Below are 22,146 nucleotides of genomic sequence, written 5' to 3'. Positions count from 1 at the left end.
CGGTGCGGTGGCCATGGCGATGCCGGCCCTCTCCTGGAACTCGGGCCGAGGCGAGGTCAGAGGACCGGGCGGACGTGGGTGACGAGGCGGCCGTCGTCGAAGACGTGGATGGCGATCTGTGGCGGCAGGTCGTAGTCGACCGGGACCGGGATGTCGAGTTCCTGGTTGAGCAGCAGCGTCGAGACGACGCCGGGAGCGACCGAGAGCGGCAGGCCGGCGAAGGTGGTGCTCGCCGCGGTGTGGGCGTGGCCGACGATGACGGCCGCCACCTGCGGGTACTGCCGCACGATCTCCTCCAGCCGCTCCGGGTTCCGTAGCCGGATCGCGTCCACGTACGGGATACCCAGCGACACCGGCGGGTGGTGCATACCGATGATGGCCGGGGTGTCCGGGCTCTCGGCGAGTACGTCCCGCAGCCAGGTGGTCGTCTCGTCCTCCAGGAAACCCTCCGGCCGGCCGGGGACGCTGGAGTCGCACAGCGCGACGGTGAGCCCGTCGAGCCGGAGAACCTGGTTGACCGGCCCGTCGCCGTCCTCGTCGAGCATGACCTTGCGGAACGCCGAACGGGCATCGTGGTTGCCTGGGCAGATGATCGTCGGATGGCGCGTGGTCAGCAGCTCGCGCGCGATCTCGTACTCCTGGATCAGGCCGTTGTCGGCGATGTCGCCGGTCACCACGACCGCGTCCAGCGGGCCGGAAAGGTTCTCCAGGTGCCGCATGACGGATCGGGTCCTGTCGATGCTGCGGGGGGAACCGTCGATGTGGACGTCACTTACGTGCGCCAGGATCAGCATCACTCAAGGGTGACATATCAGCCTCCCGCCGCCCAGTACGTCGAACTCTTCCCGGGAAAGAAGACGGAAACAAGCCGTGGCCCGTCCCTGCCCCACGCGAGGGACGGGCTACGGCGGATCGTGATCACACCCTGTCCGCTACTCCCACCGGAACAGTCGGGTGGCCAGTCCACCCGTGACCAGCAGGGTCACCGCCACCACCACCAGGTGCAGCGGCTGTGGCGCGTGCCCCGCCCACGTGTCGCGGAGCGCCGTGGCGAACGGCGCCATCGGCAGGAAGTCGCCGATCTGCCGCACCAGGTCCGGCATGAACTCCCTGGGAACCCACATCCCGGACATGAACAGCAGCGGGAACATCAGCAGCGAGCCGATGCCCGGCGCGGACTTCGCGCTGGGCGCCAAGGCGGAGATCAGCAGCCCCAGGCCGAACATCGAGGCCGTGCCGAGCACGAACACCCCGGCGAAGGCCAGGAGGTTCCTGGGCGGGGTCAGGCCGAGGACGAGGCCACCGAGGCCGATCAGGAGGACGGTGGCGATGATCGCCACCGCGAGGTTGTTCACGACCTGGGCGACCAGCAACCGGACCGGGTTGACCGGGGTGGTGGACATCCGGCGCAGCACGCCGCTCTCCCGGTAGCTCACCAGTGCCGCCGGCAGGGTGGTCAGTGCCATCGTCACCACGGCCAGGATCACCATCATGGTGGGAAAGTGAGTGTCGATGATCCGCTCCCCGCCCATCTCGGGAGGGGTCTCCTGAAGTCCGGCGGTGCTGCCCAGCCCGAGCAGGAGCACGAGGGGGAGCAGTATCGCGAAGATCGGGCCGGCGGGGTCCCGCAGGAAGAGCTTGAGCTCGGTCAGGATCATCTTGTTCATCAGGAAAGCTTCTTTCCGGTGAGGCCCAGGAAGGCGTCGTCGAGATTGGCCTGCTCCACGCGCAGGTCGGCAGGTACGACATGGGCGGCGGACAGGGCGGTCGTGATCGCGAGCAGCAGGTCACCGGTACCGGTGACCGTGATCTGCCCGCCGCTCCGCCTCATCTCGGTGACCTCGGGCAGTGCCTTGAGCACCGAGTCGTCGAACGGCTGGGAGGGCCGGAACCTGACGGTCTGCTGCCCGCCGACCTTGGCGATCAGGCCCGACGGGCTGTCCAGCGCGACCAGCCGACCGGAGTCGATCAGCGCGAGCCGGTCGCAGAGCCGCTCGGCCTCCTCCATGAAGTGGGTGACCAGCAGGATCGTCACACCGTCGTCGCGCACCCGCTCGATGAGCTCCCAGGTGTCCCTGCGGGCCTGCGGGTCCAGGCCCGTGGTCAGCTCGTCCAGGATCGCCACGCGCGGGTTGCCGACCAGGGCCAGCGCGATCGAGAGCCGCTGCTGCTGGCCGCCGGAGAGCTTCCCGTAGGGAGTGTCGTGCTTGTCGGCGAGCCCGACCCGTTCCAGCAGCTCGACCCAGTCTGCGGGGGTCCGGTAGAAGGACGCGTACAGGTCGAGCGCCTCCCACACTTTGAGCTTCCCCGGCAGCGTGGAACTCTGCAGCTGGACGCCCAGCTGTTCCCTGAGCTCGGTGCCGGTGAGGCCGCCGAGCACGCTGACGGTCCCGGAGTCGGGGACGCGCAGGCCGGCGACGCACTCCACGGTGGTCGTCTTGCCGGCACCGTTGGGGCCGAGAACGCCGAAGATCTCGCCCTCTTCGACGGTGAACGAGACGTCGTCCACCACCAGTTGGTCTCGGTACTGCTTGCGGAGGTTGCTGACCTCGATGACCTTCATGCCAACCGACGCTAGGAGTCGCGCCGCGCGGGGAGAATCCACCTGGCCCCCAGGTGGGGGCGGGCCAGGCACCCGGCAGGGGTGTGGCTACCTCCACCCCCGGTCGGCGTCCGCCACCACTGGGCACATCCGGAGACATCATCGAGACTTGACACATGAAGACGTACGCGGTGGCGGTCGGCAAGGCACTGGCCCTGGGGGCGATGGCACTGGTGGACATCGCCCTGGTGGCACTGACCCTGTTCGCGTTCCTGCTGACGTTCGGGTTGGGAATGATCTTTGTGTTCCCTCCGACGGCCCGGCTGATCAGGTACCGTACGGCGTTCGCCAGGAGGTTGACCGGCACGTGGCTCGGGACCGCGGTGCCGGTTCCCTACCTGCCGCCGCCGCTGCCGACGCGACCCCAGCCCGACGGGTGGTACCGCCACGAGCGCCAGCTCTACAAGACGCCACGCTGGCCCGACTGGAACAACCGCTGGAAGTGGATGTTCGGCGACCCGGCCACCTGGCGGGACGGGCTCTGGCTGTTCCTCAACCCGGTGGTCGCGGCCGCTCTGTTGCTGCTCCCCCTCACCCTGGCCACAGGCGCCGTCCTGGCGTCGCGGTCCGCGGTGCCGGCGGTCGTGCCCTCGCTCCTGGGGGGCGCCGCCGTGGTCGCGCTGATCGCGCTGCCCCACCTGCTGCGGGGGTACGCCTGGTGGAACCACCTGTTGCTCTCCCCCACGGCCAAGTCCGTGCTCGCGGGGCGGGTCCAGCGGCTCGACCAGGCGCGCCTGGCGACGGTCGACTCCCAGGCGTCCGAGCTGCGGCGGATCGAGCGCGACCTGCATGACGGTGCGCAGGCGAGGCTTGTCGCGATGGGCATGACGCTGGGCGCGGTCGAGGAACTGATGGACAAGGACCCGGCGGCCGCCAAGGCCCTGCTCGGCAAGGTCAGGGAGGCCTCCTCCACGGCGCTCGTCGAGTTGCGTGACCTGGTCAGGGGCATCCATCCGCCGGTCCTGGCCGAGCGCGGCCTCGGTGACGCGGTGCGCGCCCTGGCGCTGGACAGTCCACTGAAGGTCACGGTCACCGTGGACCTGGACGCCCGCCCGGACTCGCCCGTCGAGTCGGCCGCCTACTTCTCGATCAGCGAGCTCCTCACCAACGCGGCCCGCCACGGTGGCGCCGAGCGGGTGTCGATCGACATCAGCAGCCATGACCACGCGCTGCGCGTCGTGGTCACCGACGACGGCGCGGGAGGCGCCGACCCGTCGCTGGGCAGTGGCCTGCGAGGCATCGAGCGCAGGCTGGCGGCCTTCGACGGGGTGCTCGCGGTCAGCAGTCCGCGCGGTGGCCCGACGACCGCCACGTTCGACCTGCCCAACGCGCTCGCCGAGAAGCGCCGGGACAGCACGCCGCTCCCTCGGGGGAAGGCCGTCATCGTCGGGATCTGCTGGGGACTCGGCTGGCTACCGCTCTTCCCGCAGGGGCTGGTGACGATGGTCATGAAGATCATCGACACCGAGCACCTCAGCTGGTTCCTCGCGCTCTACCTGCCCGAGCCCCTGCAGTGGCCGCTGATCGTCTTCAACATCGCCCTGGGCCTCTCCATGTACGCCGCGGGCATGATCATCCCCGCCATGCACTCCAGCCGGCGCCGGCTGGCGGAGGTCGTGCCGGCCCGCCTATGGTTGGGCCGATGAGCCTTAGAGTCGTCATCGCCGAGGACCTCTACCTCCTGCGGGACGGTCTGGTCCATCTGCTCCAGGCGCACGACTTCGAGGTCGTGGCGGCGGTGGAATCCGGACCCGAGCTGCTGAAGGCGCTGATCGAGCTCCGGCCCGACGTGGCGGTGGTCGACGTGCGCCTCCCGCCCACGTTCACCGACGAGGGGCTCCAGGCGGCGCTGGCAGCGCGCAGGGCCGTCCCCGGCCTGCCGGTGCTCGTCCTGTCCCAGCACGTCGAGCAGCTGTACGCGCGCGAACTGCTGGCCGACGGCTCGGGGGCGGTCGGTTACCTCCTCAAGGACCGGGTCTTCAACGCCGAACAGTTCGTCGACGGGGTCCGCCGGGTCGCCGCGGGAGGCACCGCGATGGACCCGGAGGTGATCGCCAAGCTGCTGGCCAGCACCGTCCGTCACCAGCCGCTCGGCGCGCTGACCCCGCGCGAGCGCGAGGTGCTGGAGCTGATGGCCGAGGGCCGCTCCAACGCGGCCATCTCCCAGCGCCTGTTCCTCAGCGAGAGCGCGGTGGGCAAGCACACGGCCAGTATCTTCGCCAAGCTCGACCTTGTCCCCTCCGATGACGACAACCGCCGCGTGCTCGCCGTCCTGACCTATCTCAACGCGGCCCGGGGCTGACTTTCCCAGGCCCGGACCCTGTTCTGTCGGTCCTAGCGGATAACGTGCTGAAGGACGGTTTCCGCACGTGGCGGTGCTGTTCAGGACGAAGGGATGATCAGGTGAAGTTCCGGGTTAACCGTGATGTCCTGGCCGACGCGGTGGCCTGGGTGGCCCGGGTGCTGCCGAACCGACCGGCCATTCCCGTGCTCTCCGGGCTGCTTCTGGAGGCCGACGGGGACGATCTCGTGCTGTCGGTCTTCGACTACGACGTCTCCGCCCGCGTCTCGATCGAGGCTGTCGTGGCGGAGCCCGGCAGGGCACTGATTCCGGGCCGGATTCTCGCGGAGATCACCCGCAGCCTGCCCGGCGACGTGGTGGAGGTCGCCGGCAGCGGTTCCGAGGCGGTTCTGACCTGCGGCAGCGCGGAGTTCGGCCTGTTGACCATGCCGGTTGAGGATTTCCCCTCCCTCCCCGAGATGCCCCCCAAGATCGGCGCCGTGGGCGGCGGGATCTTCGCGACCGCGGTCGGCCAGGTGGCTCCGGCGGCCAGCCGCGACGAGACCCTCCCCATGTTGACCGGCATCCGGGTCGACATCTCCGGCGACGACGTGACCCTGGCCGCCACCGATCGCTACCGCATCGCGGCCAGGGAGTTCGGCTGGCGCCCCGAGCGGCCGGGCACCGCGGCCGCCGCCATGGTGCCCGCGCGGGTGCTCGTCGAGGTGGCCAGATCGTTGCGCGGCGGCGAGGTCTCCGTGGCGCTGGGTGAGGGCATCGCCGGTTTCGAGAGCGTGGGCAGGGCCACCACCGTCCGCCTGCTCGACGAGCAGTTCATCGACTACCGCGCGCGGCTGACCGACGACTGGTCGATCCGGGCCGACCTGCGGGTGGCCCCGTTCGTCGACGCGATCAAGCGGGTCGCGCTGGTCGCCGAGCGCAACACCCCGATCCGGCTCTCCTTCGGCCAGGGGCAGGTTCTCATCCAGGCGGGTGGCGGTGACATCGGCCGCGGCACCGAGGTCGTCGACGCCGAGTTGTCCGGTGACGACATCCAGATCGCCTTCCAGTCCCACTTCCTGCTCGACGGCCTGAACGGTGTCGAGACCGAGTTCGTCCGGCTCAACATGGAGTCGCCGAGCCGCCCGGCCCTCATCACCGAGGTTCCCGGCGATGCCGACCCCGCCTTCCGCTACCTGGTGATGTCCCTGCGCCTGACCTGAACGCCTCCATGCCCGGCGCACCGGGGCCCTGGGCACGGAGCCGGGACGTTTCCCGCGTCGGCCGTCTCGCTGCCCAGGGGTCCTCTCACAGTGCGGCCCCGCACTGTGAGAGGTCATGGGAAGGAGGGGTCAGGCGGAGAGTTCCTGTTCCTCGGTCAGGGCGATCAGGATGTGCTCCATGCACGCGTGTCCCGCGTGTTCGGCGGCGGCGGCGTCACCGGCCGCGATGGCGCGGGCGATGGCGTCGTGCGGGATGTAGGTGGTGTTCAGGGTGCTGCTCAGCGAGGTGCCCGCGGCGGTGATGCTGGCGCGCAGCGCCGCTGAGAAGTCCTCGTAAAGCTCGGTCAGCACCAGGTTGTGGGTGGCACGGACCACCGCGATGTGGAAGGCCAGGTCGGCCTCGACGAACGCGTTGGGCTCGCCCAGTTCCCAGGCGTTGTCCCGCTCGGTCAGCGCCGCCTCGATCGCGGCGATGTCGGCATCGGTGCGCCTGGTCGCGGCGAGCCTGGCGGCCTCCACCTCCAGCGCACGCCGCACCTCCAGGATCTCAAGCTGTTCGGCGGAGCGTAGCCGCCGCAGCATGGCCCCGGAGAGCTCGCTCGTGGCGCGAACGTACGTCCCGTCACCCTGGCGACACTCCAGCAGGCCGGCGTGTGTGAGCGCCCGCACCGCCTCGCGCACGGTGTTGCGACCGACCCCGAGTTGTTCGGCGAGTACGGTCTCGGTAGGAATCTTCGCGTGCATCTGCCAGGAGTTAGAAGTGATCTGCTCCTTGAGTTGATCGATCACTTGGTCGACGAGGGATGCTCGCTGCGCCGTACGCAGACTCACCGTCCGCCTCCTCCGGAGAAACCAATCATCCTATGAATCAATGACTGGTAGACCCTAGTTATTCCAGAGGTGCGAAAACAAATCTGGAACTCCCTTAGCGAAACCGGTCTTACCGGACCAGAGCCGAGTCGACGGTCACGCCCACCAGCGCGTCGCGCACCCCAGCGGTTTCGAGAGCCCTACGATACGCGCTGGCCTGGTCGTCACGCGCACCGACCTGGCCGTACAGGTCTCCGAGGTCACGCCAGACCCGCGCGGTCCCCCGGTCAGGGCCGGAGAGCTCGTACCGGACGCCGTTCAGCAGCCGCTTGGCGGTGTCCAGGGCGGCCGTGACGTCGCTCCGGCCGCGGGCCAGCGCGGTCCGGGCGAGAACCAGCTGCGCGGTCGCCCCGATGGCGCCCGCCTGGCCGCCCGGCATGTCGAGGGCGGTTCCGGCCAGATCCGCCGCGCCCTGAGCGTCGCCGGTCGCCAGCCGGACCTGGGCGAGCACGACGATGCTCCTGATGTGCTCGTGGATGCGCTCGGGGAACGCCGCGAAGACCTTGCCGGCGCTGGTCGCGAGCTTGTGGGCCTCGTCGAGTGACTCGCCGCCCGTGGAGGCGGCGAGACGTGCCCAGTCCATCGCGATGAGGGCGAGCTGCGACGCCATCCGCGCCGGGCGCCCGGTCGCGATCGCGTCGTCGGCGAGGCGGACGGCCAGCGCCGAGTCCTCTCTGCCGGAGGCCGCGACACTCGCTCGCCAGAGGGCGTGGATCTCCGCGGTGCGGTTGACCGCGGTGGGGACGCCATTGGTCGACAGGACGTGCCGGACGTAGGACATGCCCTGCGAGCCGGGCCCGCGGGGGGTTTCGGTCTCCATCAGGGAGGCGGCCAGTTCGACGGCGATCTCGCCCTGCGACAGGGGGAGCCGGTTGACCTCGCTGAGCGCGTGGGCGGCCAGGTCGCGCGAGCGAGGGGTGTCTCCGGCACGCTGGTAGCAGCGGCTCAGCGCCACCGTCAGCGGCAGGTCGGCCAGGCGCTCGGGGTGGGCGGCCGCCTCACGGCGGAGTCGCTCGAACGCCTCCAAGGCCGGACCGACCCTGCCCTGGGCCTCCAGTGCGCGTGCGCGGCCGAGTCGCGCGTGCGCGGCCAGCATCGCGTTCTCCTCGCCGGCGACCTTGACGATCTCACCGAAACGGTCCGCCGCGACGGACGGGTCGCCGTGCAGAAGCTCCAACTCCGCGTGGCGCAGGCCAAGCTCGGTGTCGATGCGCTGGCGCGGCTCGATCCCGTGCAGCAGGAACTCGGTGGTGCACCCCAGTCGCTCGGCCAGCAGGCGGGCGACCACGGGGGTCGGCGTCCGCTTGCCGGACTCGATGAGGGAGACGTAGCTGTCGGAAAGGTCGGGCCCTGCCAGCTGGGCCTGGGACATGCGCCTACTCAGTCGCAGTCCGCGGACGCGGTCACCGATGGTTCCCTGACTCGGCATCTGATCTCTCAGGGCGGGGGATGGTCAATGTTCCCGCCATGATTGCATGAAGCAGTCGAATCGGGTAACCCCGCGTGAAAAATCCTCACCGGGGAGTGTGGGCAGCCACTATGTCATTGCTGTCAATATGGACATAAGGCGCTAATCATCCGAATCATTGCCCCCTGGGAAGAGCATCTGGCAGACCTCCAGGTAGAGGGTCTCCGGGTATGGAATGTAATTGACCCTCGACAGGGCCTGGTCCTGACCGGCCGACTCCAGAACGAACTCGCCGTAGCCCAGCATGCGGCCGAGGATCGAGCGCTGGAAGCTCATGTCGGTCACTTTGCCGAGCGGCATCATGTCGACCTTGCGGGTGATCAAGCCGGTGGTGAGCAGCATGCGCTTGGAGGTGACGACGAAGTAGTCGACCGACCACTCCGCGACCTTCCAGACGAAGCGGATCAACAACAGCAGCCAGGCCCACCAGACGATGACGAGCACGCCACCGCCGCCCTGGTCGCCGAACCACTTGCTCAGCAGTCCGGCGAGGATCAGGCCGCCGAAAACCTCGGCGACCGCGCGAAGCAGCACGGCCGGGTGGCGCCGCACCATGATGACCTGGTGTTCGTGGGGGAGTAGGTAGCGGTTGACCGACGAGGGGGCGGAGTCCCCGTGGGTCACGAGCCTCATGACAGATGTGAGACGAATTGGGCCAGAGAATCGGCCGCCGTGTAAACCGTGTCCATGGCACCCCTTACGGCGTTGGCTGCGTCACCTGGTCGGGTGAACAGGAAAAACGCCACAAAACCGACAGCGCTATACGATAGGACTTTCTTGACCTGCACGTTGGCCTCCCACTACCACTCACCCACTGCACCCGCCATATACATTACCCAGGGCCATGCCGCGGTAAAGCGCATCGGCTCATTCGGTCTCGTACGCGTCGCGAGGATCCTGCGCGAGGGCCCCGTGGGGCACACCCCCCGGACATCCGCGCCCCTCATGACCCGTCACCCGCGTTCGCTCGCGACCAGTGCGAGGACCTCGAGGTGCTTGCGGGCGATCCGCTCGACCAGCGTCGGATGGGCGTGGCCGACGACCTCCAGCGCTCCGTAGTGAGCCGCCTCTATGCAGCGGGTCACCGTGGTCGCCGGATGGATCTCGGAGAACTCGTCCCTGAGCGCGGCGCTGAAGTCCGCGTAAGGGTCGGGTTCGGTGTCCGGGATGATTCGCTCGCTCATGGTTCTCCCTGGTGTGCGCCCGCGGCCTCGGCGGACCGGGGACACAGAAGAGATGTCTTCGCGACTCTTCGTACCCGCTCGACCGCGTTGTGTAACGGTCGATGAGTAGAAGAACCATCCTTCAAGGGAAAAGGATGGCTCTGAAATCCCGGAACCTTCGGGCCGGCGGCGATGCCGGGGAGAGTGCTCAGACGACGCCGTAGAGGCGGTCTCCGGCGTCGCCCAGCCCGGGGACGATGTAGCCCTGCTCGTTCAGACGCTCGTCCAGGGCCGCGGTCACCAGGCGGATCGGCTTGCCGCTGCCGTTGAAGACCTCGTCCATGTGGGCGATGCCCTCGGGGGCGGCCAGCAGGCAGAGCGCGGTCACGTCGTCGGCGCCCCGGTCGAAGAGGAACTGGATCGCGGCGGCGAGGGTGCCGCCGGTGGCCAGCATCGGGTCCACCACGTAGACCTGACGGCCGGAGAGGTCGTCGGGCAGCCGGGTGGCATAGGTCTCCGCCTGGAGCGTGGACTCGTTGCGGATCATCCCGAGGAAACCGACCTCGGCCGTGGGCAGTAGCCGGGTCATGCCCTCCAGCATCCCCAGTCCCGCGCGCAGGATCGGGACCACCAGCGGGCAGGGCTGTGCCAGCCGCACGCCCTTGGCGAGAGCCACGGGCGTCTGCACCGACCACTCGGTGACGCGGACGTGCCTGGTCGCCTCGTAGGCCAGCAGGGTCACCAACTCGTCGGCGAGACGCCGGAAAGTGGGGGAGTCCGTGCCGGCGTCCCGCAGCACGGTCAGCTTGTGGGCCACCAGGGGATGGTCGACGACCAGGGTTTCCATGGTGGCCAAAGATATCCTGGACACTCGGCAGGCGATAAGCCGGGGGAGGGCGGGCGGCACCTGTTCGACATCACCCGCTCACTCGGATTTGATCACAATTTGGTCGGAGAGGCCCACCTCCGTGTCTCGCTTCTGAAAGCATTGACCTCCGTAGAGAAAGCATTCGGTGGGGATGGCCATGTCAGACGAAGACTCGCTGGACTTTGCCATCGTGATCTACCGTGAGGACGACGGCTGGGAGGCGGAGACGCTCCCCGTGGCACTCACCTCCGACCTCGACGGCCTCATCCACGCCCTGCGCCAGCAGCCGAGCATGAACGGCACGATTGGCCTGGTCGCCGTTGGGGATGAGTTCTTCGTGGCGCTACGGGTGTTCGGCGAGAGGGTCGAGGTCTTCCTGTCCGACATCGCCGCGTCCTGGGATTTCCCGCTCGCCCGGCAGGCGCTGGAATACCTGGACGTGCCGGTTCCCGACGAGGACGAACTCGACGCGATTCTTCAGGACGAGGAGACGGCGCTCCCCGCGGGGGACCTGTCGATCTTCGCGGACCTGGGGCTCGACGAGATGGAGCTCGGCATCCTTTCTGGCGACATCGACCTCCTGCCGGAGGACGTCCTGTCCAGCATCGCCGCGCGGCTGGGATTCTCCGAGCCGTTCGAACGCGCCATCGACTCTGTGTTCGGCTGACCTCGGGAGATCGGCCATGCCCTCCAGACCACCCCGTAACAGTGTTTTCTCCGCGGCCTTCGTCCGTACGCCGGACGGTTGGAAAGGCGCGGAGGTCGACCTCAGTGAGGCCGAGATCGTCGACGATCTCGGCGACGCCGTTCAGGAGCATCTGGGGCTCAACGGCGACGAGCTTGCTCTTCTGTGTGTGGAGGTGGAGGACGAATGGTTCGCGATCGTCCGATACCAGGGCGACCTGGAGCCACGCACCTTCCTGTCCGACGCCCACGCGGGGCTCTCCGACGGCCTCGGTGAGCTCTTCACCGAGCTTGCCGGGGTGGCGGTCGACAAGGACACACCCGACTTGGGCGTGCGGCCGGCGGGCGACTTCGAGTTGCTGGACGACCTCGGGCTGAGTTCCGACGAGCTCGTCGAGCTCAGCATGGAGGAGGGCGCGCTCCCCGGGGACACGCTCTCGGTGATCGCCGAGCGGCTGGCCTTCGCCGACGAGCTCGACCGGTTGCGTTGACGGACTACGTCGGGGAGATGAGGCTCGCCCTGGCGCAGGCCGCCGAAGCCGGAGCCCGCGGCGAGGTGCCCGTCGGTGCGGTGGTCGTCGGCCCGGACGGCTCCGTGCTGGGGCGTGCGGGAAACGACAGGGAGGCCTCGGCCGACCCCACCGCACACGCCGAGATGCTCGCCCTGAGGCAGGCGGCGAAGGCGTGTGGGCGGTGGCGGCTGACCGGCTGCACGTTGGTGGTCACCCTGGAGCCCTGCACCATGTGCGCGGGAGCCGCCGTGCTCGCCCGGGTCGATCGCGTCGTCTACGGCGCCGTCGATCCCAAGGGCGGAGCGGCGGGGTCGCTCTGGGACGTGCTCAGGGACCGCCGCCTCAACCATCGGCCCGAGGTGCTGCGAGGTGTCCTGGCCGATGACTGCGCGGCGGTTCTCACCGAGTTCTTCACTGCTCGCCGGATGCGCGAGCAATAGCGGTTATCCGGTAGGCTGCTCCGCGGTGGAGTCGCCTAGTGGCCGAGGGCGCACGCCTCGAAAGCGTGTGATGGGGCAACCTATCCGTGGGTTCAAATCCCACCTCCACCGCCACACAGAAGGGGCTCCCGCAGTCGCGGGAGCCCCTTTTCGCGTTCTGCCGTCTTTCCCCGCCGCTTCATCCCTTGCGCGAGCCCGGCAAATCCCGCCCGGGGCCTCAGTTCTCCGCGGGCAGTTCCAGGACCCGGGCGTGCAGCACCGAGCGCTGGTGCAGGGCCGAGCGCAGGGCCCGGTGCAGGCCGTCCTCCAGATAGAGGTCGCCGCGCCACTGGACCACATGCGGGAACAGGTCGCCGTAGAACGTGGAGTCCTTGGCGAGCAGGGAGTGCAGGTCCAGCACCGCTTTCGTGGTGATCAGCGTGTCGAGCCGGACCTGTCGCGGCGGTATCTGCGCCCACTCGCGATGCGAGAGACCGTGCTCGGGGTAGGGCCGTCCATCGCCGACCAGCTTGAAGATCACAGTACGTAGTTTAGGAGAGAATCCGGCCTCTCGCCTGTCCGATCTTCATCGCCGCAGCTCGGAGGCCGTCTTTCGGATGCGTCCTGGGCAGGCGCCGCCGGAGTTCTCAGATGTCGCCGGAGAAGGTGTCGCACCCGCCGGGATCGCCGCTCCGGTAGCCGGTGGTGAACCACTTGACGCGCTGTCCCCTGCACCACGCGGTGGCCGTTCCACGTCGAGGATTCCCCGTCACCGGGTCAGAGGCGGTGAGCCGTGTCTAACCGCAGTGCATCCACTTGCCTTCTGGTGTGCCCCCGTGGACGACGGGCTTGGAACCGATCCTGATCGCCCCGGTGAACTGGACGCACAGGCGGTCGGCGGAGGTGTACACCGGGCCCGCGAACCACTTGTAGCGCGCGCTGCCATCGGCGACCCCCGTGTCAGGGCCGTCGTACTTCTTGTTCCCGTTCCTGTCCACGAAGAGCGCAACGTACAGATAACTCGTCTGTCCGACGTAGGAGCCCGCCACCCGGGCAATGGCGCATTTCCTGTGCGCGGTGCTGCTGTGGTACAGCGTGACGGTGCCGTATGCCTTCCCGTCTTTTGTCCCTTTTGCAATGGGATAGCTGGCTACCTTGCGGTACGAATGTCCACAGGAGCCCTGGGGAAAGGCCTGCGCGGGACCGGCGGACACCAGGGTGAGGGCGGCCGTAGCGGCCAAGGTCATGCCACCCGCGACCCAACGAGTGATCTTCATGGGCTCTCGCCTGACTGCTCAGGAGATGGTTATCAATCATCCCAAACAAGCAAATATGGGCGTGATCACGCTAGCATGGCCGCCTTTAACGGCGCTTTGCGCGTTCGGCACGGGCGACCGGGAGGTCGCCAGGCGGTTCTTCATCACCGAGGCGACGGTCAAGACCCACCTGATGCACATCTACGGCGAGTTGGGCGTGGCCCCGCGCATCGCCGCCGTCACCGCCGATGGGCCACCGTGGCGGCTCCGGTCTCGCTGCCGGCATGCACTTTCGGCATGACCGGTTCCGCGCCGCCGTGGAGCGCCGGCCGCATTCCGGTCCGGGGCGGCCCCGGCAGCCGATGACCTCCCCGGGACGTGGACACCGCGTCGGCGGGTGGGGGGAAGAACCCCCGGAAAAGGCCAACCGAGACCCGAACGCCGGAAGGGGCGGCCCGCCGACGCGGGCCGCCCCTTCCGAGAAGGCGGAGGATAGGAGATTCGAACTCCTGAGGGGTTGCCCCCAACACGCTTTCCAAGCGTGCGCCCTAGGCCAACTAGGCGAATCCTCCGTGGAGAAGCTTACCCAACTTTCGAGGTGCGCGGACCATGGATTTCCGACCCCGAGCACTCGGATCTGAGGCTAGACTGAGGGTCGACCCCTCGCGCGGCGTCATCCTGTGAACCTCCCCAGGGCCGGAAGGCAGCAAGGATAAGCGGGCTCTGGCGGGTGTGCGAGGGGTCTTTCGTTTCAGGACCCCTCGCAGGTGGGATCGTCGCATGAGTCTTGCGCTGTACCGCAAGTACCGGCCCGGAACCTTCGCCGAGGTCAAGGGTCAGGAGCACGTCACCGATCCGCTCCGCCAGGCGCTGCGCAGCGGGCGCATCAACCACGCCTACCTGTTCAGCGGGCCCAGGGGATGTGGCAAGACGTCCAGCGCGCGCATCCTCGCCCGCTCCCTGAACTGTGAGAAGGGCCCGACCCCCGACCCGTGCGGGGAGTGCGAGTCCTGTGTGGCGCTGGCGCCCACCGGCCCCGGCCACCTCGATGTCATCGAGATCGACGCCGCCTCGCACGGTGGCGTGGACGACGCCCGTGACCTGCGTGAGCGGGCCTTCTTCGCGCCGGTGTCGTCGCGCTTCAAGATCTACATCATCGACGAGGCGCACATGGTGACCCGCGAGGGTTTCAACGCGCTGCTCAAGCTCGTCGAGGAGCCTCCCCCTCACCTGAAGTTCGTCTTCGCGACCACCGAGCCGGAGAAGGTCATCGGGACGATCAAGTCCAGGACCCACCACTACCCGTTCCGGCTGATCCCGCCGGCCGCGCTGCGCACGCTCATGGAGGAGATCCTCACCTCCGAGAACGTCCCGTTCGAGCCCGCCGCGCTCCCGCTGGTGGTCCGGGCGGGCGCGGGTTCGGCCCGCGACTCGCTCTCCATCCTCGACCAGCTGTTCGCCGGGTCGGACGAGGCGGGCATCACGTACGCGCGCGCTGTCTCCCTGCTCGGCTACACCGACGGTGACCTGCTCGACGACGTGGTCGCGGCCTTCGCCGGCCGCGACGGTGCGCTGGTGTTCCAGGTGGTGAACCGGGTGATCGAGGGCGGCCACGACCCCCGGCGGTTCGCGATGGACCTGCTGGAGCGCTTCCGTGACCTGGTGATCCTGGCCAACGTGCCGGAGGCGGCCACCAGCGGGCTGCTCGACCGGCCAGGCGACGAGCTGGAGCGGCTTCAGGTCCAGGCGGCCTCGATGGGCCCGGCCGAGCTGACCCGCGCCGCGGAGATCCTCAACGCGGGCCTGATCGAGATGCGCGGTGCGGCCTCGCCCCGTCTGCTCCTTGAGCTGATGTGCGCCAGGATCCTGCTTCCCGGCGCGGCGCAGGGCGAGGCGGCGCTGCTGGCACGGCTGGAGCGGCTGGAACGGGGCGGGGTCGTCGTGCACGCCGCTCCGCAGGCCGCGGCTCCGGTACCGGCACCGGTGGTCCACGCGGCGCCCCCGCCACAGGCGGAGCGGCCCGAACCGCCTGTCGTCAAGGCACCCGTCAAGGCACCCGTCGAGCAGCCCGGTGCCCAGGGCGATGACTGGCCGGTGGCGGTCAGGCCCGGCGCACCGGCTACGGGGCAGCAGGCCCAGGCGCCCGTTCAGCAGGCTCCCGGCGCGCCCGCGCCGGTCGACACGGCGGCCGCGCCCGGTTCCGGGGGCGGGGCCGTGCAGCAGGCGTGGCCCCAGGTGCTCGCCGCGCTCAAGCGGCGCAGCATCGTCGTGTGGGCCAACGTCAACACCAACGCCCAGGTCGTCGGGGTCGAGGGCAAGATCGTAACCCTGGGGTTCGCGCAGGTCGGCGCGATGAAGAACTTCACCGGGGGCGGCAAGGACGCGGTCGTCGCGGCGGTGCTGCAGGAGGTTCTGGGCGGGACCTGGAAGGTCGAGGCCGTTGTCGGCAACGGGCCCGCTCCGTCGGGCGGGGGTCGTGCGCCGGCACCGAGACAGCCCCCGGCCCCCCAGCAGCCCACCCCCCAGCCATCCCAGCCGCAGGCACAGGCGCCCGTCCGTCAGGCGCAGGCCCCCGTCGCTCCGCCCGCGCCGCAGGCGGAGCGGGCGGCCCCGGCGCGTCAGACCCCGCCCGCGACGGACGAGTCCTGGCCGGACGCCCCCATGCCGGAGGACCCGGGTTCGCCTCCCCCGCCGATCTCCGGCCCCGGTCCCGGTCTGGCCGCCGCCCGCTCGGCCGCCAGGGCCGCCGCCCAGGCCGGTCCAAGGGCCGTGGCCAAGACCGGCGCCAAGGCGGCCTGGCCCGACGCGGTGCCCGCCCGGGGTAACCGCGGCGCCGCCCCCGACGCCGACGAGGTCGACCCGCTGAACGACGCGGACGCCGACGTCGACGCGCTCACCGGGATGGCCCTCATCCAGCGCGAGCTGGGTGGCCAGATCATCGGTGAGATCGACCACACCTGACGGGCTGCACGCCGCGCTCCCACCCGTGTCCCGGAGGTCTCAGACCGGTCGACGGCGCGCGTCCGCCCTGAAAGCGGTCACGGGAATCCCCGCCTTCCAGATGGCGAGGACCTCAGGGCAGGTCGACGCCGCTGAGGCGGATCCGGGCCGCCACCGCGCGATGGTCGTGGCGGGGCAGCGTGGCGGCGAGGCGTTCGAGGATCTGGATGTCGTTCCTGCCGTGCTCGGTCTCGGTGTAGGCCCAGAGGTCGTCGGGGTCGCCCCGCCGCAGGAGGCGGGCCCGTACCTGGCCCTCCAGTTCCTCCCGCTCGCGGCGCAGGGCGGGCGCCTCGGAGCGGGGCAGCAGGGGGCCGCGGTAGGCGCGGGCGACCGGCGCGGTCTCGCCGGCCGCGAGCAGCCGCTTGAGTTCCAGGAAGTCGGCCTCGACCGTGCAGGTGAGGCGGTACGGCCTGGCGGCGATGGTGTGGCCGAGGTGGATGCGGAGCCGGTGGACCTCGGCACGGATGGTCACCGGATTTCCCGCGTCGCCGTACAGATGGAAGGAGAGTTGGGCGGCCGTCATTCCCCGGGGGTTGAGGGCGAGCATCGCGAGGATCTCGGCGTGGCGCAGGGAGAGCGGCAGGCGGACCCCCTCCAGGCACGCCGAGGGGTGCTCGGTGCCGAGGAGGGACAGGGTCAGCACGGGGTCACGCGCCGGACCCGCGAGGCGGAGCAGGAAGCCCTCGTCGCCGAGCGGTTCAAGGAAGGCACTCCGCCCGTCGGGCAGGACCAGACGGTGGCCCACCTCGGGCAGGCGGATGCGGTGACCCCACTGCGGTGCGTCGTCACCGGCGATGATCCGCCCGGTCGCGGTGACCAGGGCGCCAGGCTCGCCGCGCAGCGCGCTCACCTGTCTCTCGTGGCGGCGTCTGAGCCGCTCGTCATGTTCGAGCATGCGCAGCGTGAGGTGGCTCTCGGCCAGCCGTGCGGCGGCCTCGACGAGGGCGACGCTCGCCGGGTGCATGGCGCGCGTCGTGCCGCTGACGTCGACGCAGCCCAGCAGGCCGCCGCTGTCGGGATCGATGACCGGCGCGGCGGAGCAGGACCAGATGTGGAGTGCCCTGACCAGGTGTTCGGAGGAGAAGACGTGGAGGGGCCGCCGGGTCGCGAGCGCGGTGCCCAGGCCGTTGGTCCCGATCGCCCGCTCGCTCCAGTCGAAGCCGGCGGCCAGTCCCACCTCGTCGGCGCGTTCCATCGTCCGGTGGTCGCCGTCCCGCCAGAGCACCCTGCCCTCGGCGTCGGCGATGAGCAGGATCTGGTCGCCCTCGGCGGCGGCGCCCAGCAGGGTGCCGGTGATGATCGGCAGCAGCCCGCTCATCGGGTGGGCCGAACGGACCTCCCGGACGTCCTGGCCCTCGAAGGCCGGCGGGGCCGACCTGGTCTCGAGGTCGATTCCGGCGTCCAGCGACCGCCGCCACGACGAGGAGATCACGCTTCTGGGTCCCTCGGCCACCGGCTGCTCACCGTCGCTCAGGGCCTCGTGCAGGCGCCGCAGCCGTGACGCGTAGGAGTCGAGATCGGCTGTCTGGACGGCTCTCATCTGGCTGTCGGACACATATCCCCCCGGAACAGAGCCGATGGCGGAAGCATCGGGGCTCAGAACCCCGCACGCAACCCGTTCGATCAAAGAGGGCACGCGAAGAGTGAGCGGACGATCGCAACGTGTGTGCAACCTTCGGACGGTTACCTTTCGATCACACGCCGCCGTGTGCGGCCGCTCCGGGGCGTGTCATGTCGGGTCTCGGACGTCTGGAGGGGGCCCGGGGCCCGACGAAGGTTTAATCCCCGTCAGCAGGGAACCCGTGCTCGCTTCAGTACAACACCCGGCTCAGAACCCGTAGGCTCGTGACGACCGATGTCACGAATGAGGAGCACAACGACGGTGAACCCAGGGGATGTCAACCTGCAGCAGCTGCTGGAGCAGGCTCAGCTCATGCAGCAGCAGCTTGTGAGCGCCCAGCAGGAGCTGAACGACGCGGAGGTTCAGGGCTCCGCGGGCGGCGGCCTGGTCGTGGCCACGGTCAACGGCGGGGGCGAGCTGCTCGAACTAGAGATCAGCGCCGAGGCCATCGACCCCGGTGACCCCCAGGAGACGGCGGACACCGTCGCCGACCTGGTCATCGCGGCCATCCGCGACGCCGTGCGTGCCGCGGCCGACCTGCAGCAGGAGAAGCTCGGTCCGCTCGCACAGGGGCTGGGGGGCGGGGGCGGGCTCGGCCAGCTTCCCGGGTTCTAGGTCATGTACGAAGGGGTCGTCCAGAACCTGATCGACGAGTTGGGGATGCTCCCCGGCGTCGGTCCCAAGAGCGCGCAACGCATCGCGTTCCACCTGCTGGCCGCGGAGCCGGCCGACGTGAAACGGCTCGCGCACGCGCTGCTGGAGGTCAAGGAGAAGGTCCGCTTCTGCCGGGTCTGTGGCAACGTCGCCGCGGAGGAGGAGTGCCGGATCTGCCGTGACGCCAGGCGCGATCCCCACGTGATCTGCGTCGTCGAGGAGTCGAAGGACGTCGTGGCCATCGAGAAGACCCGCGAGTTCCGAGGCCGCTACCACGTGCTGGGCGGGGCGATCAGCCCGATCGACGGTGTCGGCCCCGACGACCTGCGCATCAGAGAGCTCATGACCCGCCTGGCGGACGGCCAGGTCACCGAGCTGATCCTCGCCACCGACCCCAACCTTGAGGGGGAGGCGACGGCGACCTATCTCGCCCGTCTGGTCAAGCCGATGGGACTGAAAGTGACACGACTGGCCAGCGGTCTGCCGGTGGGCGGTGACCTCGAGTACGCGGACGAGGTCACCTTGGGCCGCGCGTTCGAGGGAAGGAGGCTCCTTGATGTCTGATGACGCGTGGAGTGCTCTCGCGGAGCGGATCGCGGAGCACGCGAAGAACTACATCGACGGCCTGACCCGCCTGGCGGGCGGCGAGGGCGGCGACGCCATCCTGCCCCTGCTGCTGGTGGAGGTCGCGCAGGTCAGCTCGGCCGGCGCGCAGCTCGGCGCGAGCCAGGACGTGATCCTGTCGGGCAACTGGGAACCGCATCTGGGCGAGGACCCGGACGTCGACGCCGTCCGAACGGCGCTGGCCGAGCGGCTGGGGCCGGTCGACGACTACGCCGAGGTCTTCGACCCCTACAAGGACACCGGGGTCACTCCGTACCGCCTCTCCGACGACCTGACGGCGGTGGCCGCCGACCTCCTGCACGGTCTGCGGCACCACAGTGCGGGTCGCCCGCTGGAGGCTCTCTGGTGGTGGCAGTACTCCTATTTCAACACCTGGGGAAACCACGCCGGAGCGGCGATGCGGGCACTTCAGGCACTTGTCGCCCATACCCGGCTTGATGTCGCCGAGGAGCGCACAACCGTGTGATCGTCCACATACTGAGCCACATCAGAAGGTCCCAGCTAGGGCGCCAGTAGACTGTGAACTCCACAGCCCTAGATTGCTTCGGAGACATCTCGTGGCGCTCGTTGTTCAGAAGTATGGTGGTTCGTCCGTCGCCGACGCGTCCTGCATCAAGCGGGTCGCTCAGCGGATCGTCACGACGAAAAAAGCCGGCAACGACGTCGTGGTGATCGTTTCCGCCATGGGTGACACGACGGACGAACTACTCGACCTCGCCCAGCAGGTCTCGCCGCTCCCGCCTGGCCGGGAGCTTGACATGCTGCTCACCTCGGGTGAGCGCATCTCGATGGCGCTGCTGGCGATGGCGATCGCCAACCTCGGTCAGGAGGCGCGTTCGTTCACCGGCTCCCAGGCCGGCGTGATCACTGACTCCTCGCACGGCCGCGCGCGCATCATCGACGTGACGCCCGGCCGGATACGCGGGGCGCTGGACAACGGCCAGGTCGCGATCGTGGCCGGGTTCCAGGGCGTCTCCCAGGACACCAAGGACATCACCACGCTCGGCAGGGGAGGCTCGGACACCACGGCGGTCGCGCTCGCCGCCGCCCTGAACGCCGACGTGTGTGAGATCTACACCGATGTGGACGGCGTCTTCACCGCCGACCCCCGCATCGTCCCGACCGCCCGTAAGATTCCCAAGATCTCGTACGACGAGATGATGGAGATGGCGGCCTGCGGTGCGAAGATCCTGCACCTGCGCTGCGTTGAGTACGCTCGCCGTTTCGGCCTGCCGATCCACGTCAGAAGCTCGTTCAGCACCAAGGAAGGCACGTGGGTCGTCTCCGACCCCGACAGCGAAGGAACAGAGATGGAGCAGCCGATCATCTCCGGCGTCGCGCACGACCGGAGCGAGGCCAAGATCACCGTTGTCGGGGTGCCCGACAAGGTCGGCGAGGCTGCGACGATCTTCAAAACACTCGCCGACGCCGAGGTCAACATCGACATGATCGTGCAGAACGTGTCGGCGGCGACGACCGGCCGGACTGACATCTCCTTCACGCTGCCCACGAGTGACGCCTCCGTGGCGCTCACCGCGCTGAAGAAGATCCAGGAGCGCATCGGCTTCGAGTCGCTGCTCTTCGACGACCAGATCGGCAAGGTCTCGCTGATCGGAGCGGGCATGCGCTCGCACCCCGGCGTCACCGCGACGTTCTTCGCCGCTCTCGCCGACGCGGGGGTGAACATCGAGATGATCTCCACCTCGGAGATCCGCATCTCGGTGATCGTCGGACAGGACGAGGTGGACACGGCGGTCAGCGCCGCGCACCGCGCCTTCGACCTCGACGCCGACCAGGTTGAAGCCGTGATCTATGGAGGTACCGGGCGATGAGCCGCAAGCCCACCCTTGCCCTGATCGGCGCGACCGGCGCCGTCGGCACCGTGATGCGGGACATCATCTCCGGCCGTGAGAACGTCTACGGAGACATCAAGCTCGTCGCGTCCGCCCGCTCGGCGGGCAAGGTCCTGAGGGTCCGCGGTGAGGACCTCGTCGTCCAGGAGCTGACTCCCGAGGTCTTCGACGGCGTCGACATCGCGATCTTCGACGTGCCGGACGAGGTCTCCGCGACGTGGGTGCCGATCGCCGCCGAGCGCGGTGCCGTCGTCATCGACAAGTCGGGCACCTTCCGGATGAACCCCGAGGTTCCGCTGGTCGTGCCGGAGGTCAACCCCGAGGCCGCGCGCGAGCGGCCGCTGGGAATCATCTCCACCCCCAACTGCACGACCCTGTCGATGATGGCCGCGATGGGTGCCCTCCATGAGGAGTACGGCCTGCGTGAGCTGGTGGTCGCCTCCTACCAGGCGGTCTCCGGCGCGGGTGTGGCGGGCTCGGCCCGCCTCTACGACGAGGTCGAGGCCCTGGCGGGCGACCGTACGGTCGGGCAGACCGCCGGTGACGTGCGCAAGGTCCTGCAGAACAGGCTCGGGGACGCCGAGTCGCCCTTCCCGGCACCGGTGGCGTTCAACGTGGTGCCGTGGGCGGGTTCGCTCAAGGACGGCGGCTGGGCCTCCGAGGAGATCAAGCTCCGCAACGAGTCGCGGAAGATCCTTGGGATCCACGACCTGAAGGTCTCGGCGACCTGCGTCCGCGTCCCAGTGATCACCACTCACTCGCTGGCCGTGCACGCGACCTTCGAGCGTGAGATCACCGTCGCCGACGCCCATCGGATCCTGGAGGCCGCTCCGACCGTGGTCGTCATGGACGACCCGGCCAACGGCGTCTTCCCGACCCCGGCGGACGTCGTCGGAACCGACCCCACCTACGTGGGTCGAATCCGCCAGGCGCTCGACTTCCCCAACACCCTCGACCTGTTCGTCTGTGGCGACAATCTCCGCAAGGGCGCCGCCCTGAACGCGGCGGAGATCGCCGAGCTGGTCGCGGCCGAGTTCGGGTGACCTCC

General features: G+C 69.2%; 24 protein-coding genes, 2 tRNA genes and 1 other RNA gene. 15 read left to right on the top strand and 12 right to left on the bottom strand.

What is annotated here, in order from left to right; all coding sequences use genetic code 11:
* Positions 1-56: 56 nt before the first annotated feature.
* From ABT061_RS07145 to ABT061_RS07135, 3 genes are all read right to left on the bottom strand, one after another.
* Entirely contained in the window at positions 57-794 is a 738-nt protein-coding gene (locus tag ABT061_RS07145) for a metallophosphoesterase (protein ID WP_350913643.1), read from the bottom strand.
* Positions 795-932: 138 nt separating this feature from the next.
* A complete protein-coding gene (locus ABT061_RS07140) occupies positions 933-1,667 on the bottom strand; it encodes an ABC transporter permease (protein ID WP_350913641.1) in 735 nt (244 codons plus the stop codon).
* On the bottom strand, positions 1,667-2,563 hold the full coding sequence (locus ABT061_RS07135; protein ID WP_350913639.1) for an ABC transporter ATP-binding protein: 897 nt from the start codon (positions 2,561-2,563) through the stop codon (positions 1,667-1,669). The genes ABT061_RS07140 and ABT061_RS07135 overlap by 1 nt, the downstream gene beginning before the upstream one ends.
* 155 nt (positions 2,564-2,718) lie before the next feature.
* Between ABT061_RS07135 and ABT061_RS07130 the strand changes: the two genes are divergently transcribed.
* From ABT061_RS07130 to dnaN, 3 genes are all read left to right on the top strand, one after another.
* Positions 2,719-4,248, top strand: a complete 1,530-nt coding sequence (locus ABT061_RS07130; RefSeq protein WP_350913638.1) for a sensor histidine kinase — start codon at positions 2,719-2,721, stop codon at positions 4,246-4,248.
* Positions 4,245-4,904, top strand: coding sequence for a response regulator (locus tag ABT061_RS07125; protein WP_350913636.1), 660 nt, complete (start codon positions 4,245-4,247; stop codon positions 4,902-4,904). The genes ABT061_RS07130 and ABT061_RS07125 overlap by 4 nt, the downstream gene beginning before the upstream one ends.
* A gap of 101 nt (positions 4,905-5,005) precedes the next feature.
* A complete protein-coding gene (dnaN, locus tag ABT061_RS07120) occupies positions 5,006-6,106 on the top strand; it encodes a DNA polymerase III subunit beta (RefSeq protein ID WP_350913634.1) in 1,101 nt (366 codons plus the stop codon).
* A 129-nt stretch (positions 6,107-6,235) separates the two neighbouring features.
* Here the strand turns inward: dnaN and ABT061_RS07115 are convergent, their stop codons facing one another.
* The 5 genes from ABT061_RS07115 to upp all read right to left on the bottom strand — a co-directional run bounded on the left by ABT061_RS07115 (position 6,236) and on the right by upp (position 10,454).
* Complete coding sequence (locus ABT061_RS07115) at positions 6,236-6,937, bottom strand: FadR/GntR family transcriptional regulator (RefSeq protein WP_350913632.1); 702 nt, start codon at positions 6,935-6,937, stop codon at positions 6,236-6,238.
* A 109-nt stretch (positions 6,938-7,046) separates the two neighbouring features.
* Positions 7,047-8,405, bottom strand: coding sequence for a helix-turn-helix domain-containing protein (locus tag ABT061_RS07110; protein WP_350913630.1), 1,359 nt, complete (start codon positions 8,403-8,405; stop codon positions 7,047-7,049).
* Between the two features lie 141 nt (positions 8,406-8,546).
* Entirely contained in the window at positions 8,547-9,077 is a 531-nt protein-coding gene (locus ABT061_RS07105) for a PH domain-containing protein (RefSeq protein WP_030919774.1), read from the bottom strand.
* Positions 9,078-9,397: 320 nt separating this feature from the next.
* Complete coding sequence (locus ABT061_RS07100; RefSeq protein WP_350913628.1) at positions 9,398-9,628, bottom strand: hypothetical protein; 231 nt, start codon at positions 9,626-9,628, stop codon at positions 9,398-9,400.
* Between the two features lie 187 nt (positions 9,629-9,815).
* Positions 9,816-10,454: a uracil phosphoribosyltransferase gene (gene upp / locus ABT061_RS07095; RefSeq protein ID WP_350913626.1), complete on the bottom strand. Its 639-nt coding sequence runs from the start codon at positions 10,452-10,454 to the stop codon at positions 9,816-9,818.
* A 178-nt stretch (positions 10,455-10,632) separates the two neighbouring features.
* Between upp and ABT061_RS07090 the strand changes: the two genes are divergently transcribed.
* The 4 genes from ABT061_RS07090 (at position 10,633) to ABT061_RS07075 (ending at position 12,225) form a co-directional block, all read left to right on the top strand.
* Positions 10,633-11,142 (top strand): tRNA adenosine deaminase-associated protein, encoded by a 510-nt coding sequence (locus ABT061_RS07090; protein WP_350913624.1) that lies wholly within the window; start codon positions 10,633-10,635, stop codon positions 11,140-11,142.
* Positions 11,143-11,158: 16 nt separating this feature from the next.
* The gene (locus tag ABT061_RS07085) at positions 11,159-11,650 is read left to right on the top strand and encodes a tRNA adenosine deaminase-associated protein (protein WP_350913622.1); all 492 of its coding nucleotides are present in this window, start codon (positions 11,159-11,161) and stop codon (positions 11,648-11,650) included.
* Positions 11,651-11,667: 17 nt separating this feature from the next.
* The gene (tadA, locus tag ABT061_RS07080) at positions 11,668-12,111 is read left to right on the top strand and encodes a tRNA adenosine(34) deaminase TadA (protein ID WP_350914202.1); all 444 of its coding nucleotides are present in this window, start codon (positions 11,668-11,670) and stop codon (positions 12,109-12,111) included.
* Positions 12,112-12,135: 24 nt separating this feature from the next.
* Positions 12,136-12,225 (top strand) — tRNA-Ser (locus tag ABT061_RS07075).
* A 103-nt stretch (positions 12,226-12,328) separates the two neighbouring features.
* On the opposite strand, the gene ABT061_RS07070 is transcribed toward ABT061_RS07075, so the two are convergent.
* Together ABT061_RS07070 and ABT061_RS07065 are read right to left on the bottom strand one after the other, a co-directional pair.
* Complete coding sequence (locus ABT061_RS07070; protein WP_350913620.1) at positions 12,329-12,631, bottom strand: type II toxin-antitoxin system VapB family antitoxin; 303 nt, start codon at positions 12,629-12,631, stop codon at positions 12,329-12,331.
* 256 nt (positions 12,632-12,887) lie between these two features.
* Positions 12,888-13,367 carry a hypothetical protein gene (locus tag ABT061_RS07065; RefSeq protein WP_350913618.1) on the bottom strand — a complete coding sequence of 160 codons (480 nt, stop codon included), beginning with the start codon at positions 13,365-13,367 and terminating at the stop codon, positions 12,888-12,890.
* Here ABT061_RS07065 and ABT061_RS07060 point away from each other — a divergent pair.
* Entirely contained in the window at positions 13,366-13,647 is a 282-nt protein-coding gene (locus ABT061_RS07060; protein WP_350913616.1) for a LuxR C-terminal-related transcriptional regulator, read from the top strand. The two genes, ABT061_RS07065 and ABT061_RS07060, sit on opposite strands and share 2 nt — an antisense overlap.
* Before the next feature lie 185 nt (positions 13,648-13,832).
* Here the strand turns inward: ABT061_RS07060 and ABT061_RS07055 are convergent.
* Positions 13,833-13,918 (bottom strand) — tRNA-Ser (locus ABT061_RS07055).
* 82 nt (positions 13,919-14,000) lie between these two features.
* On the opposite strand from ABT061_RS07055, the gene ffs reads away from it, so the two are divergent.
* Positions 14,001-14,096: signal recognition particle sRNA small type (gene ffs, locus ABT061_RS07050), an RNA gene on the top strand.
* 30 nt (positions 14,097-14,126) lie between these two features.
* Entirely contained in the window at positions 14,127-16,307 is a 2,181-nt protein-coding gene (locus ABT061_RS07045; RefSeq protein ID WP_350913614.1) for a DNA polymerase III subunit gamma and tau, read from the top strand.
* A 112-nt stretch (positions 16,308-16,419) separates the two neighbouring features.
* Here ABT061_RS07045 and ABT061_RS07040 read toward each other — a convergent pair whose 3' ends face one another.
* Complete coding sequence (locus ABT061_RS07040) at positions 16,420-17,886, bottom strand: GAF domain-containing protein (protein WP_350913612.1); 1,467 nt, start codon at positions 17,884-17,886, stop codon at positions 16,420-16,422.
* Between the two features lie 342 nt (positions 17,887-18,228).
* Here ABT061_RS07040 and ABT061_RS07035 point away from each other — a divergent pair, with 342 nt between their 5' ends.
* The 5 genes from ABT061_RS07035 (at position 18,229) to ABT061_RS07015 (ending at position 22,141) form a co-directional block, all read left to right on the top strand.
* A complete protein-coding gene (locus tag ABT061_RS07035) occupies positions 18,229-18,582 on the top strand; it encodes a YbaB/EbfC family nucleoid-associated protein (protein WP_343971709.1) in 354 nt (117 codons plus the stop codon).
* A 3-nt stretch (positions 18,583-18,585) separates the two neighbouring features.
* Positions 18,586-19,185: a recombination mediator RecR gene (gene recR, locus ABT061_RS07030; protein WP_030919803.1), complete on the top strand. Its 600-nt coding sequence runs from the start codon at positions 18,586-18,588 to the stop codon at positions 19,183-19,185.
* Positions 19,178-19,711, top strand: coding sequence for a DUF5063 domain-containing protein (locus ABT061_RS07025; protein ID WP_350913610.1), 534 nt, complete (start codon positions 19,178-19,180; stop codon positions 19,709-19,711). Before recR ends, ABT061_RS07025 begins: the two co-directional genes overlap by 8 nt.
* A gap of 91 nt (positions 19,712-19,802) precedes the next feature.
* Entirely contained in the window at positions 19,803-21,077 is a 1,275-nt protein-coding gene (locus ABT061_RS07020) for an aspartate kinase (RefSeq protein ID WP_350913608.1), read from the top strand.
* Positions 21,074-22,141 (top strand): aspartate-semialdehyde dehydrogenase, encoded by a 1,068-nt coding sequence (locus ABT061_RS07015; protein WP_350913606.1) that lies wholly within the window; start codon positions 21,074-21,076, stop codon positions 22,139-22,141. Before ABT061_RS07020 ends, ABT061_RS07015 begins: the two co-directional genes overlap by 4 nt.
* The last annotated feature ends 5 nt before the right edge of the window (positions 22,142-22,146 follow it).

The sequence above is a fragment of the Streptosporangium sp. NPDC002544 genome, from assembly GCF_040295965.1.
GTDB lineage: Bacteria > Actinomycetota > Actinomycetes > Streptosporangiales > Streptosporangiaceae > Streptosporangium.
Note: the sequence above shows the minus strand (reverse complement) of the source record. Positions and strands in the feature narration are given on the sequence as shown.

Excerpts from the sequence above, each read along its gene's own strand:
- ABT061_RS07145 (WP_350913643.1), bottom strand. The coding sequence starts at position 794 with ATGCTGATCCTGGCGCACGTAAGTGACGTCCACATCGACGGTTCCCCC.
- ABT061_RS07085 (WP_350913622.1), top strand. The coding sequence starts at position 11,159 with ATGCCCTCCAGACCACCCCGTAACAGTGTTTTCTCCGCGGCCTTCGTC.
- ABT061_RS07125 (WP_350913636.1), top strand. The coding sequence starts at position 4,245 with ATGAGCCTTAGAGTCGTCATCGCCGAGGACCTCTACCTCCTGCGGGAC.
- tadA (WP_350914202.1), top strand. The coding sequence starts at position 11,668 with ATGAGGCTCGCCCTGGCGCAGGCCGCCGAAGCCGGAGCCCGCGGCGAG.
- ABT061_RS07065 (WP_350913618.1), bottom strand. The coding sequence starts at position 13,367 with ATGAAGATCACTCGTTGGGTCGCGGGTGGCATGACCTTGGCCGCTACG.
- ABT061_RS07025 (WP_350913610.1), top strand. The coding sequence starts at position 19,178 with ATGTCTGATGACGCGTGGAGTGCTCTCGCGGAGCGGATCGCGGAGCAC.
- ABT061_RS07060 (WP_350913616.1), top strand. The coding sequence starts at position 13,366 with ATGGGCTCTCGCCTGACTGCTCAGGAGATGGTTATCAATCATCCCAAA.
- ABT061_RS07140 (WP_350913641.1), bottom strand. The coding sequence starts at position 1,667 with ATGAACAAGATGATCCTGACCGAGCTCAAGCTCTTCCTGCGGGACCCC.
- ABT061_RS07110 (WP_350913630.1), bottom strand. The coding sequence starts at position 8,405 with ATGCCGAGTCAGGGAACCATCGGTGACCGCGTCCGCGGACTGCGACTG.
- ABT061_RS07090 (WP_350913624.1), top strand. The coding sequence starts at position 10,633 with ATGTCAGACGAAGACTCGCTGGACTTTGCCATCGTGATCTACCGTGAG.
- recR (WP_030919803.1), top strand. The coding sequence starts at position 18,586 with ATGTACGAAGGGGTCGTCCAGAACCTGATCGACGAGTTGGGGATGCTC.
- ABT061_RS07105 (WP_030919774.1), bottom strand. The coding sequence starts at position 9,077 with ATGAGGCTCGTGACCCACGGGGACTCCGCCCCCTCGTCGGTCAACCGC.
- ABT061_RS07130 (WP_350913638.1), top strand. The coding sequence starts at position 2,719 with ATGAAGACGTACGCGGTGGCGGTCGGCAAGGCACTGGCCCTGGGGGCG.
- ABT061_RS07015 (WP_350913606.1), top strand. The coding sequence starts at position 21,074 with ATGAGCCGCAAGCCCACCCTTGCCCTGATCGGCGCGACCGGCGCCGTC.
- ABT061_RS07100 (WP_350913628.1), bottom strand. The coding sequence starts at position 9,628 with ATGAGCGAGCGAATCATCCCGGACACCGAACCCGACCCTTACGCGGAC.
- upp (WP_350913626.1), bottom strand. The coding sequence starts at position 10,454 with ATGGAAACCCTGGTCGTCGACCATCCCCTGGTGGCCCACAAGCTGACC.
- ABT061_RS07135 (WP_350913639.1), bottom strand. The coding sequence starts at position 2,563 with ATGAAGGTCATCGAGGTCAGCAACCTCCGCAAGCAGTACCGAGACCAA.
- ABT061_RS07045 (WP_350913614.1), top strand. The coding sequence starts at position 14,127 with ATGAGTCTTGCGCTGTACCGCAAGTACCGGCCCGGAACCTTCGCCGAG.
- ABT061_RS07040 (WP_350913612.1), bottom strand. The coding sequence starts at position 17,886 with ATGAGAGCCGTCCAGACAGCCGATCTCGACTCCTACGCGTCACGGCTG.